Here is a 16,246-nt window from a genome sequence, read left to right on the forward strand (position 1 = left end):
AGGCGGTGCGCACCGCCTCGGCCACCGGACCCGAGATCCCCTCGATCGTGGTGATCTTCGCCTCGCCGACATCGCCGAGCCGGGTCTGGCACGCGCGCACCGGCTGCCCGTCGAGATGGACCGTGCAGGCGCCGCACTGGGCGATGCCGCAGCCGTACTTGGTGCCGGTGAGGTTCAGGTGGTCGCGGATCGCCCAGAGGAGCGGCATCTCGGGATCGGCCTCGACCTCGTAGGTCCGGCCGTTGAGGGTGAGCTTCGTCATCGTGCGCTTCCGACGAGAGGCTGGAATGGTTCCAGGCCTGCCTTCTGTCGGCCGCTCCTGCACCGCCCGCAAGCGGGACCGATGTGCGCCAGCGCACCCCTCCTCGCGTGCCCCAGCGGCAGGCCGGGACGGCCGGATCGGTCGTATTCGTGGGGTTTCGGCAGGGGGACCTTAACGATTTTCGGTGAGCTTCTCCCGGACCGGCCGGCGGTCCGCGGCGGCGAGGGAGCGGCACGACCCGAGCTCAATGTCCGAGATCACGGCGCAAATGGTCCAGCGCGGGCGCGGCCCGACGGCGGAGGAGGCAGCCCGGCGGCGCAAGGTCGCGCGGGACGTCCGCTCGGCCCGCGAGCGGCTGACCTCGTCGATCGGGCTCGAGCGCGCCTTCGACTACGAGCTCCTGCGCGTCTACGCCCAGTACCGGCGCGGTGCCTTCCTGCCGCTCGTGACCCTCGCCTGCCTGGTCGCGGCGGCTTCGGCCTTCTGGGCCCCGGCCCTCCTCAGCGGCGCCTGGGGCGCCGGCGTGCTGGTGGCGATCCTGGTCAACACCGCCTTGTCGCGGTCCTTCCTGCGGCAGGATCCCGCCGGGCTCTCGCTCCGGATCTCGCGCCGCCGGGTGATCGTCGGCGAGCTCGTCCAGAGCGCCGCCTGGGCGCTCCTGGTGCTGGTGCCGCTCCAGGTCGATGCCGCGAACGCCCGCACCTACGTGATGGTGGTGCTGGTCATCGTGGCCGCCGTGACCACGATGCTGGCCGCTACGGTCCCGCTCGCGGCCTATGCGGGGCTCTTGCCGCTCTGCGCGGCCACCGCCACCCTGCTGGCCCTGTCGCGCGAGGTCGAGACCGTCCTCCTCGTCGGCATGGCGGTCTGCGCGCAATTGTTCTTCCTCTTCCTGTCGAACCACCTCCACGCCTCGACCGTCTCGGCCCTGCAATCACGAGCCGAGAAGGACGCGATCTTCGGCGAACTGGAGCAGGCCAAGGCGAATTCCGACGAGGCGCGGCGGCGGGCGGAGGAAGCCAACCTCGCCAAGTCCCGCTTCCTCGCCACGATGAGCCACGAGCTGCGCACGCCGCTCAACGCCATCCTGGGCTTCTCGGAGGTGATGAAGAACGAGGTGTTCGGCCCCCACGCGGCGGCCTCCTACAAGGAATACTCCACCGACATCCACGACAGCGGCTTGCACCTCCTCAACCTGATCAACGAGATCCTCGACCTCTCGCGGATCGAGGCGGGACGCTACGAATTGAACGAGGAGGCCCTTCAGCTCGCCTACGTGGTGGAGGAGGGCCGGCACATGATGGCGCTCCGGGCCCGGGCGAAGAACCAGACCTTCCACGAGCTGATCGATCCGTCGCTGCCGCGGCTCTGGGCCGACGAGCGGGCGCTGCGCCAGATCGTCCTCAACGTCCTGTCGAACGCCATCAAGTTCACCCCGCCGGGCGGCGAGATCGTGATCAAGGTCGGCTGGACCTCGTCCGGCGGCCAGTATGTCAGCGTGAAGGATACCGGACCGGGCATCCCCGAGGACGAGATCCCGACCGTGATGTCGTCCTTCGGCCGCGGCTCGCTCGCGATCAAGACCGCCGAGCAGGGGTCGGGCCTGGGCCTGCCGATCGTCAAGGGCCTGGTCGACCTGCATGGCGGCGGCTTCCAGCTGAAGTCCCGGCCGCGCGAAGGCACCGAGGTCATCGTGACCTTCCCGGCGGCCCGCGTGATGGACGCGCTGCCGGCGGTGGCCGAGCCGGCGGCTCCGGCGGCCCGGCCGTCGCGGGCCGCCTGAGGCCTTCACGGGAGCTTCGGGACTCCGCGCGCGACCGATCTCGGCGGGGCCGTGACGGCGGAGATGTCGAGGGAGCCGGGGCGGAAGGCCGGGGCCGCCCCCTTGCGACCTCCGCCTCGGGCGGGAGCCTCAGGCGATCGGGAGGTCCAGCACGAAATGCGCGCCCGGCCCGTCCGAGGCGGTGGCGAGGCGGCCGTCGAGCTGGCGGATCAGGCTGCAGATGATCTTGAGGCCGAGGGTCGGCTGGCGCAACGACACGTCGAAGCCCGGCGGCAGGCCGACACCCTCGTCGCGCACGGCGAGGCGCAGGCCGTCCTCCCGCACCGCGAGCGTCACCCGCACCGGCCCGGTCCCCTGCGGATAGGCGTACTTGACCGCATTGGTCACGAGCTCGCTGACCACGAGCCCGATCGGGATCGCCTGGTCGGCGCTGATCAGCTTCGAATCCGCCTCGCAGGTCAGCGCGTGGCCCTGCGCCTCGCCCTGGAGCTTGGCCACCAATTCGCGCAGGAACGCCGCCAGATCCACCATGCCGAGCTGGTGGAGGCCGCGCCAGAGGTGGTCGTGCACCGCCGCCACGGTGGCGATGCGCGTTCCCGCATCTTCAAGGGCATGGCGGATCTCGTCGGTCCCGGCGTCCCGGGCCTGGAGCCGCAGCAGGCCCGCCACCACGCCGAGACTGTTCTTGACCCGGTGGCTCATCTCCCGGGTGAGCTCGACCTGGTGATCGAGGGCCTCGCGCAGGCGGGCATCGCCCTGGTGACGCTCGACCGCGATGCCGAGCAGCCCGGCGAAGCCGGCGAGGAATTCCTGGTCGGCCCGGTCGAAGCCGTGCCCCTCGGCGCCCCAGGCCTCGAGCACGCCGTAGGCGCGCCGGCTCTCGTCGCCCAGCGCGATCGGCACGTTGACCGCGTGGCAGGTGCCGGCCGGCGCAAGCGCCCCCGGCAGGTGAAAGCGCGCCTCGCCCCGCGACCCGCCGGTCCCGATCGGGATCCCGTTGGCGAGCACGCCCGCCCCCGTGCGGTAGGCGTAGGCCGCCGGCGTCGCCTCGTCGGCGGCCGAGAGATCCGTCCCGACGAGATCGGGGGCGAGGCCCGTGCAGGCGCGGATGACGAAGGCGTGATCGCGGGCGCGGTATTCCAGCACCTGGCAGCACGGGGCGGCCAGCCCCTCGGCACAGAGCTCGCTGGCGCGCTGGAGCAGTGCGTCGAGGTCGCGGGTCTGGAGCGCCATGCGGGCGAAGGCGCCCATCAGCGCCTGCTGCCGCAGACGGTACGGCAACTCCGCCCGGCCGTTCCCGGCTTCATGCGCCTCACGGCTCGACCCGTCACTCGCCATACGCCGGGACTCTCGCAACTCGGAGTGCCTTCCCCTCAAGGCACGTCGGATGGCCGGACTCTTACGCCATCCTGCCCGGAGCACAAGCCGAGCCGTCGAGGCGTTAGAGCAACCGGCGCCGACGCTCGACGAGCCTCAGGATCATCGGGGTGAGGATCAGCTGCATGGCGAGATCGAGCTTGCCGCCGGGGATCACCACCGAGTTCGCCCGCGACATGAAGCTGCCGGCGATCATCGAGATCAGGTAGGGAAAATCGATCCCCTTGGGGTCGCGGAAGCGGATCACCACCATCGACTCGTCGGCGGTCGGGATCCAGCGGGCGACGAAGGGGTTCGAGGTGTCGACCGTCGGGATGCGCTGGAAGTTGATGTCGGTGTTGGTGAATTGCGGGCAGATGGTGGTGACGTAGTCGGGCATCCGGCGCAGGATCACGTCGGTTACCGCCTCGGTCGAGTAGCCGCGGGCGGCCTTGTCGCGGTGGAGCTTCTGGATCCATTCGAGATTGATCACCGGCACCACGCCGATCTTCAGGTCGGCATGCGCGGCGATGTCGAGGGTGTCGTTGACCAGCGCCCCGTGCAGGCCCTCGTAGAACAGCAGGTCCGAGCCCTCGGCGAACTCCTCCCAGGGCGTGAAGGTCCCGGGCTCGCCGCCGAACCGGGCGGCGTCCGCGGCATCGTGCAGGTAGTGGCGGGTGCGGCCGCGGCCGGACGCGCCGTATTCGCGAAAGACCGCCTCGAGTTCGGTGAGGAGGTTCGCCCGCTCGCCGAAATGGCTCAGGGTCGGCTCGCGGGCCATCGCCTCGCGCATCGCCGCCCGGTCGAGGGCGTGGAAGGCGTCGCCCTCGATGAAGGCCGCCTCGACGCCCTCGCGGCGGAAGATCTGCTCGAAGGTGTTGCGCACCGAGGTGGTGCCGGATCCGGACGATCCCGTCACCGACACGATGGGATGGAGCGCCGACACCGCCGGTCAGGCCCGCAACAGCCCGCGGGCGGCGAAGAGCGGCGAGCCCCCGGCGTCGCGGTCGGCGTCGAGCCGGCGCAGCAGGCCGGCCACCTCCCGGGGCGAGCCGACGGCCAGCGGCGTACGCCGGTGCAGGTCGTCGGCGGCGAGGTCGAGGATCGCCCGGCCGCGCCCGTCGGTGGCGGTGCCGCCGGCCGCCTCGATCGCCAGGGCGACCGGGGCGGCGGCGTGGACGAGGCGCACGCCGCCGGCATCCCGGTCGTGGTCCATATCGGCCGGGCGCAGATGCAAGCCGCCGTGCGTCAGCACGCGCTGCGCACCCGCCGAGAGCGAGGCCATCAACGAGGTCCAGCCGACCGGGGCGGTGTCGCTGCGCCGCGGGGCGTCGGGCCCGCTCCGGGGGCTCGTCTCCCGGACGCGCAGGCAGACCGGCGGCCGGAAGGCGCCGCTCTGGGGATCGAGGATCCGGGTCGTGGTCGCGGTGCCGTCGGTGAGGGTCAGCAGGGTGCGCGGGCCGTAGGTGACGAAGCCCGCCGCCACCTGCGTGCGGCCGGGTGCCCGGAAGGCGCAAGCCGGGTCCGAGCCGGCCGGGCGCAGCGAGAAGATCGTGCCGGCCGGCATGCCGCCGTCGAGGTCGTCGGCCCCCTCGAGGGGATCGAGCGCGAGGACGAGGGCGGCGCCGCGCTGGCGCGGCTCGGGCTCCTCCCGGTCGGGCCAGGCGATCGCCGCCACGTCGATGCCGCGCAGCGCTTCCGCGAACAGGCGGCGGGCCGCGCTCTCGGGGCTCCCGGTGAGGGCGGCGGCGAGCGCGCCGGCGGTCGCGGCGGCCGCGGCGGCGATGGCCGCGAGCACCGGGCCGACGGCCGGATGCCGTCGCGGCGTGGTCGCCTCGCTGCGGGTGCTCAGAAGCATGTCCTGTCTCCGAGCCCGTCCGTGCCTCTCGGGGGCGTCATCCGTCTCCGCTGGTCTTCAGCTTAGGCGCCCGGGGGTAGCTTCGTCACCCCGTCCCGAAGTACGGGATGCGCGGATCCCCGCCGCGATGTCGAACGGATCCTCGTCACGATCGCCGGCCGAGGAGCGGATGGCGCAGGACCGCATACGCAACCTCTCGCTCAAGCAGCTCCACGCGGTCGCGGCGATCGCGCGGCTCGGCACGATGACGCGGGCGGCCCAGGAGCTGAACGTCACCCCGGCCGCGCTCACGGCGCGGATCAAGGGGCTGGAGGACGAGATCGGCCTCCTGCTGTTCGACCGTACCCATGCGGGGCTCAAGCCGACCGATGCCGGGCGCGAGCTGCTCTGGGCCACCGACAGCATCGGCTCCGTGCTCGACACCTGCGCCGAGCGGCTGCGGGCCTTGCGCGGCGGGCGCGGCGGCAAGGTCTCCCTCGGCGTGGTCTCGACCGCCAAGTACTTCGCGCCGAGCATCGTCGGCGGCTTCGCCCGCGCCCATCCGGGGGTGGAGATCGACCTCGTCGTCGGCAATCGCGGCGCCACCGTCGAGACCCTGCGCGACTACCGCGTCGACCTCGCGCTGATGGGCCGCCCGCCCCGGGACTTCCCGATCACCGCCGAGGCCTTCGGCCCCCATCCCCTGGTGGTGATCGCGCCGCCCGACCATCGCCTCGCCGGGCGGCGCGGGGTGACCCGGGAGGAACTCGCGGAGGAGCCGTTCCTGGTGCGGGAATACGGCTCGGGCACCCGGACGGTGTTCGAGGAGTTCATGGCCGGCCTGCTGGTGCGCCGCGCGCCGATCGGCATCGACAACGGCTCGAACGAGACCATCAAGCAGACGGTCATGGCGGGGCTCGGCGTCGCGCTGATCTCGGGCCACACCGTGGCGATGGAGGTGTCGGCCGGCCGCCTGGTGCTCCTCGACGTCGAGGGGCTGCCGATCCGCCGCGACTGGTTCGCGGTCCGCCGGGCCGACAAGGTCTTGAGCCCGGCGGGGCAGGCGTTCTGGGATTTTCTGGTGGAGGAGGGCGCCTCCTGGCTGCCGGCGCTGCCGGCCGCGATCGGGTAGAGCATCGTCCGACGGAGGTGGAACCGGTTCGCCCATGGAAAATGCGGCGGAATCAATGGCCTGGGGCGTCAGGCGGGTAACCGGGGCAACGTCGCGGGCGGTCAGGCTGTCGTGATCTGGGTGATCGGATCGGCGAGAGGGAGGATGGGCGGCCCGTGATCGGGAATGCCGAGATACCGGAAAAACGAGAGGCCGAGCTTGGCGCAGGTCTTCATCAGGCCCAGCTGCGGGTCGCGCGCGGTGCGGCCGGCCAGGCTCGTCGTGCCGCCCGAGATCCGCCGCTCTGTGACGCAGGCACGGATGTGTTCTCCGATCCGTTGGTGTGCAATGGAATCTCCGGCCGCTCCAGCACCCGCAGCAGGCCCGCCTCGTTGCGGTGCAGCCGCCCCCCTGCCGCTTGGAAGATCGGGACGCCCACCCCCGCCAACAGCGCACGCAGCCGCTCGGTCGTGACCTGACCCTGGACGTGGGCGGCGAGCAGGAAACGGCGCAGGTGCGGTCCGAGGCCGCCGGCAGAGCAGCCACCAGCGTCTCGCCCGAGAGCGTGCGCCAGCACTCGCGCCGTTCGCGCGTCACGCAGGCCTCCGGCACCGGATCGCGCACCACCACGTCCTGGCAGCCCGTGAACGGCGAGCCGGGCGGCGCGGCCACCGACGGCACGACCTCGCGCGTGAGGGCGCAGCGCTCCTGTGCAGGGCCGCGCCGACGCACGGGGCTCGGGGGCTCGGCACCGCCGCCCGTCGCCTTCTCCATCCCGGACGGCGTCCGACGCGTCGGCAGGAGGGCCTGCGCGGGCGGCCTCGATGGTGGCGTTCAACGCCAGCAGGTCGGTCTGCGCCCCGGACCTCGTCGAGCGCGTAGCCCGTGGCGGCCAGGAACCGGGCGTCGGCCGTCAGGATGGCGCCGCCGGGGCGAACGCGATGGCGGGCTGGGAGCGGTCCAGGGCCTCGAACCCGGCCCTCAGGTCGCCGGATGCGGACATCGAACCGAACATGGCCCAATTTCGAGACTGGATGTCCCCCTGCATTGCATGAATTAATCAATTCAATCTTAAATATTTCATTCCAAAGCATCGCATGGTATTACATGGACAAAAGGTCTTCGAGCTGAACAATCAGCCGATCATCTCCGGCTCACTGTCGGCGCCGGTCACCGCCACCCGGTCCCGCCCGCCGCGCTTGGCCGCGTACAGGGCGACGTCGGCCCGTTTGAGCAGGCTGTCGACGCTGTCGCCGGGTGCCCACTCGCTGAGGCCGATGCTGGCGGTGAAACGCAGATCCGGCAGTCCCGGGACCGGGCCGGTCGCGCACTGGCTGCGGATGCGGTGGGCGACCACCGCGGCGCCGGCGATGCCGTGGCCGGGCATCAGCACGGCGAATTCCTCGCCCCCGAGGCGGCCGGCGGTCGCGCCGGTCTCGCGCAGGATCTGCGCCACGCGGCGGATCACCTGGTCGCCGATGTCGTGGCCGAAGCGGTCGTTGATCGACTTGAAGTGGTCGATGTCGACCTGGAGCATCGCCAGCGGGTTCCCGGCGGAGGCTCCGGCGAGGGCGCGGTCGGCGTGTCGCATCAGGGCGCCCCGGTTGAGGAGCTGCGTCAGGTGGTCGGTGTCGGCCTGGCGGATGAGGGCGCGCTGGAGGCCGAGTACCCGCTCGGCCGCGCGCAGACGGCCGTGGAGTTCCTTGGGGCTCGGCGGCTTGGAGAGGAAATCGTCGGCGCCGCTGTCGAGGACCTCGCCGAGCGGGCGCTCGTCGCGGGCGCTGGACATCACCAGGATGGTGAGGGGGCGGCGCTCGTCGGCCAACGCCCGCAGCAACCAGCACAGTTCGAGCCCACTGAGCGGTTCGACCTCGAGGCTCGTGAGGATGCAGGCGATCGAAGGGTCCGCCTCCACGTGGGCGAGCGCCGCGGCGGAATCCGAGAACGCCACGACGGTGTGCCCGCCGGCCTCGAGCATGCCGGTCACGATCTTGAGGACGACGCGGCTCGGATCGATCAGGGCGACGTGCATGGCTGGCCTTCGTCAGGAGGCGAGGGGGACGGCGAGCGGCGGGCCGCTCGCGCCGTGGCGCGTCGGGGAGGGTGAATCGCCCCCTGGTTCCATCCAGCTCTCGATCCCGCCCGGACCGGTGCGGGGCGGCGGCATCAGCGCGTAGCAGGTGCGGTCGCGCCCGGCGGCCTTGGCCTCGTACAGGGCGGCGTCGGCGAGCCGAAAGAGCTCGGCCGGCTCGCCCCCCGCTCGCGGCAGCCCGAAGGCGAGGCCGATGCTCACGGTGATCCGTCCGACCGGGCCGTCCTGCGCCTCGACGAGCAGGCAACCGACGGCCGCGTGCGCGGTCTCGGCGACATGGGCGACGCCCTCGGCATCGGTGTCTGGCAGGAGGATCGCGAATTCCTCGCCGCCGATGCGCGCCACGAGGTCGCCCGGCCGGCGCGCGCTCGCCGACAGGGCCCGGGCGATCGCGACCAGCACCCGGTCGCCGCCCTCGTGGCCGTGGCGGTCGTTGAAGCGCTTGAAGTGATCGGCATCGACGACGAGGAGGCCCAGCGGCGCGGAGCGGCGGCGCGTCTGCGCGAAGGCGCGCCCGAACTCTTCCTCGAAGGCGCGTCGGTTGGGCAGGCCGGTGAGGGGGTCGGTGCGGGAGAGGAGCGCCAGCTCGGCCTCGGCGGCGTTGCGCCGGCGCAGCTCGCCCGCGACCAGGACCGACAGCCCGATCGCGAGGCCGCACAGGGCGAGGACGACGAGGCCGATCCCGAGCGCCTTGGCGCGCCATTCGGCCTCGATCTCCGCGGTCGAGAGCGCGACGCTGAGGTAGAGCGGCAGGGTGCCGACCCGGGTGAAGGTGTAGAGGCGCTCGACGTCGTCGCTCGGCGTGATGCCGACGAAGCTGCCGGTGCTCTCGCGCAGGAAGCGCTGGACGTTGGGCGAGGAGGCGAAGTTCGGGGCGAGTTCCTCGTTGGGCTCGGGATGGCGCAGGATCCGGGTGCCGTCGGCCAGGAACAGGGCGATCGTGCCCCCCGGCCCGAGCCGGATCCGGTCGAACATCCGATTGAAGTAGGACAGCGACAGGCTGCCGAGCACGATCCCGTTGAAGGAGTCGTCCGCCATGGCGACGCGGCGGCTGAGCACGATCACCGGCTTGCCGATGAGCTGCGAGATCACCGGCCGGCTGATGTGGAGCCCGAGATCCGGATCGGCCTTGTGCGCCAGGAAGTAGTCGCGGTCGCTGCTGTTGAGGCGCCGCGCCGGCCAGCCGGCCGCGTCGTAGAGGGCGTTGCCGTACTCGTCGAGGACGAGCATCGCGCCGAGATCCTTGGCGTTGACGGCGCGATCGAACAGGACGCGCTGACGGAAATGGGGCTTGAGTTCCTCGAGATCGTAGATCTTGAGGTTCTCGACGACGCTCTGCAGCGCGAGGTCGATGATCTCGACGTTGCGGTCGACGTCGCGCTCGATCACCTGGAGCAGGTTCCAGGAGGTCCGCGCGGCCTTGTCCCAGGCATCGCGGCGCATGTCGATCAGCAACGCGGCGCAGACCGCCACCATGCCCAGGGGCGCCACGACCCCGAGGGCAATCCAGGCCCGGGCCGAGCGCAGGCCGCGCCGGAACGTGGTCGCCACGCCCGTCCTCATGCGTCGTAGGGGAAGTGCGGGGTGAAGGCCGTGGCGATCGGCCGGAAGGCGGCGACGACCGCCGGATCGAGGCGGCCCGTCATGCCGTCCAGGATCGCCATCGCCTCCTTGCCGGGCAGCGGCGGCTTGTAGGGGCGCTCTTCGATCAGGGCGGCGTAGATGTCGCAGACGGTGACGAGGCGCACGAGATCGGGGATCTCGTCCTGCTTCAACCGGTCGGGATACCCCGAGCCGTCGAGCATCTCGTGGTGGGAGCGCACGACCGCGAGCATCTCGGGCTCGAACCCCTGGCCGGCGAGCATGCGGTAGCCCTTGTCGGGGTGCTGGCGCACGATCGCCATCTCGGCGGCGTCGAGCCGGCCCGGCTTGTTGAGGATCGCCGAGGGGACGTGGATCTTGCCGACGTCGTGCAGGAGCGCGGCCTTGGTGAGGCGATGGCATTCGCGCTCGCCGAGGCCGAGGCTGCGGGCGAAGGCGGCCGCGAGCCCGGTGACCAGGAGGCAGTGCTGGTGGGTGGCGTCGTCGAAGCGGCGCACCGCCCGGACCCAGTCGCGGATGCCGGTGTCGCGGACCGCCTGGGCGATGAAATCGGTGCCGGTGTCGACGACGCGGGTCGTGACGGGCCCGTCGGGCACGAACACCGTGCTGAAGAACTGGCGCGCCTCCTCGCTGCTGCGCAGGCTGCAGGGGTCGAGCGCCTCGGGGCGGGAGAGGCCGGCGGCATCGCGCACCCGCGCGGGGTCGAAGGGCGCGCAGAGGGTCTTCGAGGCGCCGAGCGCGAGGCCGAACAGCCGCGCACGCGAGGTGTCCCGGCGCAGCAGGACGACGAAGGGCGCGCCGCGGCGGGCGACCGCCAGGATGCGGCGCAGGCGGTCGAGCGCCTCGGCGCTGTGGTCCTCGACATCCGCGAGCAGGGCATCGGCCGGCCGGGCGGGGGCGTCGTCGTAGAGGTCGTGGATCTCGCAGGCCATCTCGTCGCCGAGGTCACGGGCGAGCCCGCGGCTCCGGTCGGGGTTGTCCGAGATCATGAGGATCCGATGCATGGTCGGGCCCCGGCGGGAGGGTCAGGCGACGAGGGCGACGATGGCGCCCTGCGGGACGGCCGCGACGTCGGGCCGGGCAGGACGGTCGGGGAGGGCGTCCTCCCCGCGGCGGCGGCCGGCCCGGCCCGGGAAGGCGCAGGCGGCGAAGACGTCCTGAATCCGGGCCCGGATGGCGGCGGCATGGCCGCGCGTCGCCTCGTCGGCGCGGTCGTCGACCGTCCCGAAGGCACCCAGGATGGTGTCGGTGGCCCGCTCGGCGTTCCGGACGACGGCCTGGGATTCGTCGCGGGCACGTCCGGCATCCTGTTCCGGGCGCGGCTCGGCCATCTCCTCGCGGGTCCGCACGGTCGCACCGGAGATCGTCGGCAGGTGACGCTGCAGCAGGGCCGTCCGCTCTTCGACGAGGCGGGGAGCGGAAGCGGGTGAAGTGCAGATCATGGCGTCACTCGTTTGGCTATGCCTGGTCCGACATCCTGCATAACCCAACGGAATTAAGCGAGTCGAAACGGCGCGGTGGCAAAGATCAGAATTAATGCGGAATTTACGCCGGACACCTCGACGTTGTCGCCGCTCGGCGCGGCGGATCGAGGCGGGATAAGCTCTTGCGAAACCTGGATCGGTCTGCCTCTCGGGCGCCTGGTCGTTCGTTTGCGATCGATTTTCGGGGCGATCGCTCGACGGGGGCGCCAGGCCGCCCGGACCGTCGCCACGCACCGCGCGACCACGGCGGTCAGGTGCCCGGACTGTCGCGACAGCGCGGAGGAGGCTGCCGGCACCCGGCTCGCCAGCGACGGTCCAGGTGACCCCGGTGGTGGTGACCTCGGTGGTGGTGACCTCGGTGGTGGTGACCTCGGTGGTGGTGACCGAGGCTTGCGGGCCGTTGCGGACGATCTCCCGCGTCGCCGCATCCTGATCGTCGATCGCTGTCGCGCCGATCTCGGGGATGCGTGCGATCCGCGCCGAGATGCGGCCAGGGAGAAGGCGCCGCGGCGGAGGCGGCGTCTCACCCGGGGCGTGGATCGCGGGCTGCCCCCGCGCGTCTGCGAGAGGCGTCGATGCGTGTCGCGTGCGCCGCCCTCGGGTTGACCCAGATGGAGATCGCCAACCTCCTTTGAAAACGCTAAAATAATCTAATTATAATGATTATAAGACGACAACTATGGTGGTTGACTTTCGTTTTCAAAAAGATTACGCATCCCGAACCAGCGCTATAGAGCGAAAAATGAAGACATATTAAATTCGCTCGTCCTGAGAAAGGATTTGCCGATGCAATACTTCCTCTTGGATCTTGCCTGCCTGGTTCCGACCGAAGATACCGATGCGGATCGTGTCAGGGAACTCGAAAGGCGAATTCTGCGTGAGCAACGATGGAGAGAGCCGATCGGTGTCCACAGCGGCGAGCTCTTCGTCATGGACGGGCATCACAGGTTGACGGTCGCCCGTCGTCTCGGCCTCGCTCGGATTCCCGCCGTCCTCCTCGATTATGAAAATGTGCGGGTCAGAGCCTGGCGCGAGGGCGAGACCATCATGCCCGACGACGTTGTCGCCATGGCCAGAAGCGGGCGGCGCTTTCCCCCCAAGACGACGCGGCACATCTTCGATCCTCCGCTTCCGCTCTGCGACGTTCCCCTCTCCGACCTCCGCTCGTTTCGGCAGAACTGTGTATCGAGTGGAACTAGAGCGTTCGTCACTTCGACCTAATCTCAGGTCGCCTGAACCAAGCGCATGCGGTGACCGGCTCTCGCCCACGTTCCTCACGGCGGTCGCCCGTGCGCCTTTCGGCCTGTCCCCTTCGATGAAGAGGTTAAGCGAGATGTCCAGCGCCTATCTGCATACACCCGCTGTCCATGTGATTCAGCGAAGCGAACTTTCCGACATCGAGATTCCCCCCGCGGAGGTCATCTCCCTCGTCGAGGACGCCTACCGATTCTTTGCCGAAGGTGCATCGCGGTGTCCGACGAAGATCATGATGCCGCTTCCCGATCCCGAACGCGATGCGGTCTCCTACACCATGCTCGGCTATGACGGGGCGATCGAACAGGTCGGCTTCAAGACGTCCTACCGGCAGGGGAGCGAGAACGCCGAGAAATATTACACAACGATCAGCCTTTACGACGACACGACCGGCCTGCCGTCCGTCTTCATGGATTGCCATCGCGTCGGCGCGTCGCGCACGCCTGCCACGACGGCGATCATCGCCAAGCACTGCGCCAAGCAAGACGCTCGCTCGGCCCTGATGATCGGAACCGGCGCTCAAGGGTTGAACACGCTCCCCTATCTCCTGACCGCGCTTCCCCAGCTCGAAACGCTGCGTCTCTTCGGGACGCATCCGGACGGCATCGCGGCAAGTCACGCGACCTTCGCGCGCTATTTTCCCAACCGGCGGATCGAAATGGTCGACGACGTCCCAGAGGCCGTCGGGAAGTCCGATATCGTCGTCGTCGCCTCCGGGCGGGCCGCCCATCCCAAGATACGGACGAGTTGGCTCCCGCCCGGCGGCTTGCTGATTTCCGTCGCCAGCAAGGGATTGGAAGCCGGCGCGCTGCACGAGGCCGATTACGCGATCGCGACGAGCGAAGGTCAGCTCGGGGTCACCGGCAAGCGTCTCGCCGGCCCGGACGGCATCGCTCGGATCGACGCGGAACTGCCCGACATCGTCGCCGGCCGCAAGCCGGGGCGCCGTTCGCCGGAGGAGCGCGTCTTCGCCTTCTCCAGCGGCATGATCATCACCGACATTCCCGTCGCCCATGCCTTGGCCACGCGCGCCATCTCGGCCGGGCGCGGGCGGAGGATCGAGCTGTGGACATGAGCCCCATGCTTCAGGCTCGCGAAGCGCCTTGGGCGAGGGCGGCGCGCGAGGACGACGAGCTGCTCGACGCCATCACCCACGCGGTCGGAGGACCGTTCCACCTGATCTATCCGGATCGGTTTGCGGACAACCTCGGCGCCTTCCAGGCGGTGCTGTGCGCTCACGGCGTGACGGGCCGCGTGTATTTCGGAAAGAAGGCCAACAAGGCCGGCGCCTGGCTGAGCGAGGTGGCGCGCCTTGGCGGCGCGGTCGATGTCGCGAGCGTGCCGGAACTCGTCCATTGCCTCGCCCACGGCATCCGGGGCGAGGATATCGGGGTGACCGGGGCCGCCAAGAGCGACGAGCTCTTGTGGCTCGCCGCCCGGCATGGATGCACCGTCGCGATCGACGCGCTGGACGAACTCGAACGCGCCGTGGCCATCGCGACCGGCGAGCGGCCCCTGGCGGTCCTCCTGCGCGTGCTGCCGGCGGGCAGCCCGCACAGCCGGTTCGGCCTGAACGACGGCGACCTCGAAACCGCGCTGCAGCGCTGCGCCACCAGCCGCCAGGCGATCGAGATGCGAGGTTTTTCGTTCCATCTCGACGGCTACCAAGTGGAGCCGCGCGCCGAATTCGCCGGCGTCCTGGTGGATCGTTGTCTGGAAGCCCGAGAGCGAGGATTTCCCGCCCGGGCCATTTCCATCGGCGGCGGCTTTGCGTGCGCCTATGTCGACGAAGAGGACTGGCGCTCGTTTCTGGAGGGGCTCGACGTCCGGCAGTTCCATGCCGACCGGCACTTCGAACGCTTTTATCCGTATTTCCAAACGCCGACCGGCGCCTCCATGCTGGAGGCCATCCTGCGGAACCGAAGCGCCGGGCGAAGCCTCGCAACCCGGCTCTCGGAATCGGACGTCAGCCTCTATCTCGAACCAGGCCGCGCGCTTCTCGATGGCGCCGGCATGAGCATCTTTCCCGTGCAAGGCTTCAAGCGCAACGACGCGCACGGCATCGTCACGGTCGCCGGGCTCAGCATGAGCCTGTCCGAACAGTGGAAGGGCAGCGAGTATCTCCCGACGCCGATCCTCGTACAGCGCGGGCCACCGCGCGAGCAAAGACCGGTTCAGGCGGCCGTCGGCGGATCGAGCTGCATGGAATACGATGTCCTGACATGGCGCAAGGTGTCCTTCCCCGCCACACCACGCCACGGCGATCTCGTGGTCTATGCCAATACTGCCGGCTACCAGATGGATAAGAACGAGAGCGAATTCCATCAACTCCCTTTGCCGCCCAAGATCGTGCTGACGCGGCGGGACGGGCGCTTTCTCTGGAGACGGGACGAGCGATGAGCCTTCTATCCGTGAAGACCGAGCGTGTGGTATCGAGTGCCGCCGAGATCATCGGGCACACGCCGCTGCTGGAGTTCACCCGCACGGGGGCGGGAAGCCGCCTGCTCTTGAAGCTCGAGCAGTTCAACCCGACCGGATCGACCAAGGTTCGCATGGCGCGCGAGATGATCCTCGCGGCGGAGCGGACGGGCGCGTTGAAGCCCGGAGGGACGATCGTCGAGCCGACCTCCGGCAATACCGGATTGGGTCTGGCCTTGGTGGCGATCGAGCGGGGCTACCGCTTCGTCGCGGTTGTCGATCATCATGCCTCGAAAGACAAACTTCGCGCCATGCAGGCCATGGGCGTGCAACTCGTCGTCGTGGACGGCAGCGGCGAGGGACCGAGCACCGTGGAGCGGCGTCGGATCGCCGGCGAAATCGCGCGCGAGACCGGCGCGTTCTGGCCCGATCAGCATTACAATCCCAACAACAATATCGGCTATGCGAGCCTCGCCGAAGAATTGCTGGCCGGTCTCGCGACGGACGTCGATTATCTCGTCGGTGCGGTCGGCACGGGTGGAACGCTGTGCGGCACCGTTCAAGCCCTGCGGCAGCGGGGATCGGCCGTCACCAGCATCGGCGTGGAGCCGAAGGGGTCGATCATTTTCGGCGGTCCGGGCGGCAAATACTGGCAGACGGGCGCGGGCGCGCCCGCCGGCTTCACGGTCGGGCCGAATGTGCGGCACGACCTGATCGATGAAGGCGTGACCGTCTCCGACATCGACGCCTTCACCACGGCGCGGGTCGTCGCGCGGCGGACGGGGCTTCTCATCGGCGGAACGGCGGGCGCGGCGATCTTCATCGCCTTGAAGCGGCTGGCCCTGGTGGAGCCGGGCAGCACGCTGGTGGCGCTGGTCTGCGACGCGGGCGAGAAATATCTCGATACCGTCTACGACGACGCCTGGCTGAGGGAGCGCGGCCTCCTGAACGAGCCCGCCCATCACCGCCTCCATCGCCTGCTGTCGGCCTTCGAGGAATCGCAGCGCCTGGCCGCGATCGACCATGCGCGAACGGGAACGTGACGAC

The 16,246-nt window shown here is 70.1% G+C and carries 14 protein-coding genes and 1 pseudogene; 6 read left to right on the plus strand and 9 right to left on the minus strand.

What is annotated here, in order from left to right; genetic code table 11:
* The coding region (locus tag QR78_RS14955; protein WP_048428337.1) for a (2Fe-2S)-binding protein at positions 1-262 on the minus strand (262 nt) is incomplete at its 3' end.
* Positions 263-509: 247 nt separating this feature from the next.
* On the opposite strand from QR78_RS14955, the gene QR78_RS14960 reads away from it, so the two are divergent.
* Entirely contained in the window at positions 510-2,045 is a 1,536-nt protein-coding gene (locus QR78_RS14960) for a sensor histidine kinase (RefSeq protein ID WP_048428338.1), read from the plus strand.
* Positions 2,046-2,174: 129 nt separating this feature from the next.
* Here QR78_RS14960 and QR78_RS14965 read toward each other — a convergent pair whose 3' ends face one another.
* The 3 genes from QR78_RS14965 to QR78_RS14975 form a co-directional block, all read right to left on the minus strand.
* Positions 2,175-3,326 carry a sensor histidine kinase gene (locus QR78_RS14965; protein ID WP_342027907.1) on the minus strand — a complete coding sequence of 384 codons (1,152 nt, stop codon included), beginning with the start codon at positions 3,324-3,326 and terminating at the stop codon, positions 2,175-2,177.
* Between the two features lie 160 nt (positions 3,327-3,486).
* On the minus strand, positions 3,487-4,347 hold the full coding sequence (locus QR78_RS14970; protein WP_048428340.1) for a phosphoribulokinase: 861 nt from the start codon (positions 4,345-4,347) through the stop codon (positions 3,487-3,489).
* 6 nt (positions 4,348-4,353) lie between these two features.
* Positions 4,354-5,259 carry a hypothetical protein gene (locus tag QR78_RS14975; protein WP_053220934.1) on the minus strand — a complete coding sequence of 302 codons (906 nt, stop codon included), beginning with the start codon at positions 5,257-5,259 and terminating at the stop codon, positions 4,354-4,356.
* A 184-nt stretch (positions 5,260-5,443) separates the two neighbouring features.
* Between QR78_RS14975 and QR78_RS14980 the strand changes: the two genes are divergently transcribed.
* Positions 5,444-6,370: a LysR family transcriptional regulator gene (locus QR78_RS14980; RefSeq protein WP_048428357.1), complete on the plus strand. Its 927-nt coding sequence runs from the start codon at positions 5,444-5,446 to the stop codon at positions 6,368-6,370.
* 101 nt (positions 6,371-6,471) lie between these two features.
* On the opposite strand, the pseudogene QR78_RS36700 reads toward QR78_RS14980, so the two are convergent.
* From QR78_RS36700 to QR78_RS15000, 5 genes and pseudogenes are all read right to left on the minus strand, one after another.
* Positions 6,472-6,755: pseudogene (locus QR78_RS36700) on the minus strand (IS66 family transposase); the annotation flags it as partial.
* Positions 6,756-7,484: 729 nt separating this feature from the next.
* The gene (locus tag QR78_RS14985) at positions 7,485-8,381 is read right to left on the minus strand and encodes a GGDEF domain-containing response regulator (RefSeq protein ID WP_048428341.1); all 897 of its coding nucleotides are present in this window, start codon (positions 8,379-8,381) and stop codon (positions 7,485-7,487) included.
* Between the two features lie 12 nt (positions 8,382-8,393).
* Complete coding sequence (locus tag QR78_RS14990; RefSeq protein ID WP_244276535.1) at positions 8,394-9,992, minus strand: sensor domain-containing diguanylate cyclase; 1,599 nt, start codon at positions 9,990-9,992, stop codon at positions 8,394-8,396.
* Positions 9,993-10,000: 8 nt separating this feature from the next.
* The gene (locus QR78_RS14995) at positions 10,001-11,047 is read right to left on the minus strand and encodes an HD-GYP domain-containing protein (RefSeq protein WP_048428342.1); all 1,047 of its coding nucleotides are present in this window, start codon (positions 11,045-11,047) and stop codon (positions 10,001-10,003) included.
* A 21-nt stretch (positions 11,048-11,068) separates the two neighbouring features.
* The gene (locus tag QR78_RS15000) at positions 11,069-11,485 is read right to left on the minus strand and encodes a hypothetical protein (protein WP_048428343.1); all 417 of its coding nucleotides are present in this window, start codon (positions 11,483-11,485) and stop codon (positions 11,069-11,071) included.
* Positions 11,486-12,313: 828 nt separating this feature from the next.
* Here QR78_RS15000 and QR78_RS15005 point away from each other — a divergent pair.
* The 4 genes from QR78_RS15005 to QR78_RS15020 all read left to right on the plus strand — a co-directional run bounded on the left by QR78_RS15005 (position 12,314) and on the right by QR78_RS15020 (position 16,242).
* Positions 12,314-12,748: a ParB N-terminal domain-containing protein gene (locus QR78_RS15005; protein WP_048428344.1), complete on the plus strand. Its 435-nt coding sequence runs from the start codon at positions 12,314-12,316 to the stop codon at positions 12,746-12,748.
* 112 nt (positions 12,749-12,860) lie between these two features.
* Positions 12,861-13,856, plus strand: coding sequence for an ornithine cyclodeaminase (locus QR78_RS15010; RefSeq protein WP_048428345.1), 996 nt, complete (start codon positions 12,861-12,863; stop codon positions 13,854-13,856).
* Complete coding sequence (locus tag QR78_RS15015) at positions 13,853-15,181, plus strand: type III PLP-dependent enzyme domain-containing protein (protein WP_048428359.1); 1,329 nt, start codon at positions 13,853-13,855, stop codon at positions 15,179-15,181. The genes QR78_RS15010 and QR78_RS15015 overlap by 4 nt, the downstream gene beginning before the upstream one ends.
* Positions 15,178-16,242, plus strand: a complete 1,065-nt coding sequence (locus tag QR78_RS15020) for a PLP-dependent cysteine synthase family protein (protein WP_048428346.1) — start codon at positions 15,178-15,180, stop codon at positions 16,240-16,242. Before QR78_RS15015 ends, QR78_RS15020 begins: the two co-directional genes overlap by 4 nt.
* The last annotated feature ends 4 nt before the right edge of the window (positions 16,243-16,246 follow it).

This window comes from Methylobacterium indicum (genome assembly GCF_001043895.1).
Classification (GTDB): domain Bacteria; phylum Pseudomonadota; class Alphaproteobacteria; order Rhizobiales; family Beijerinckiaceae; genus Methylobacterium; species Methylobacterium indicum.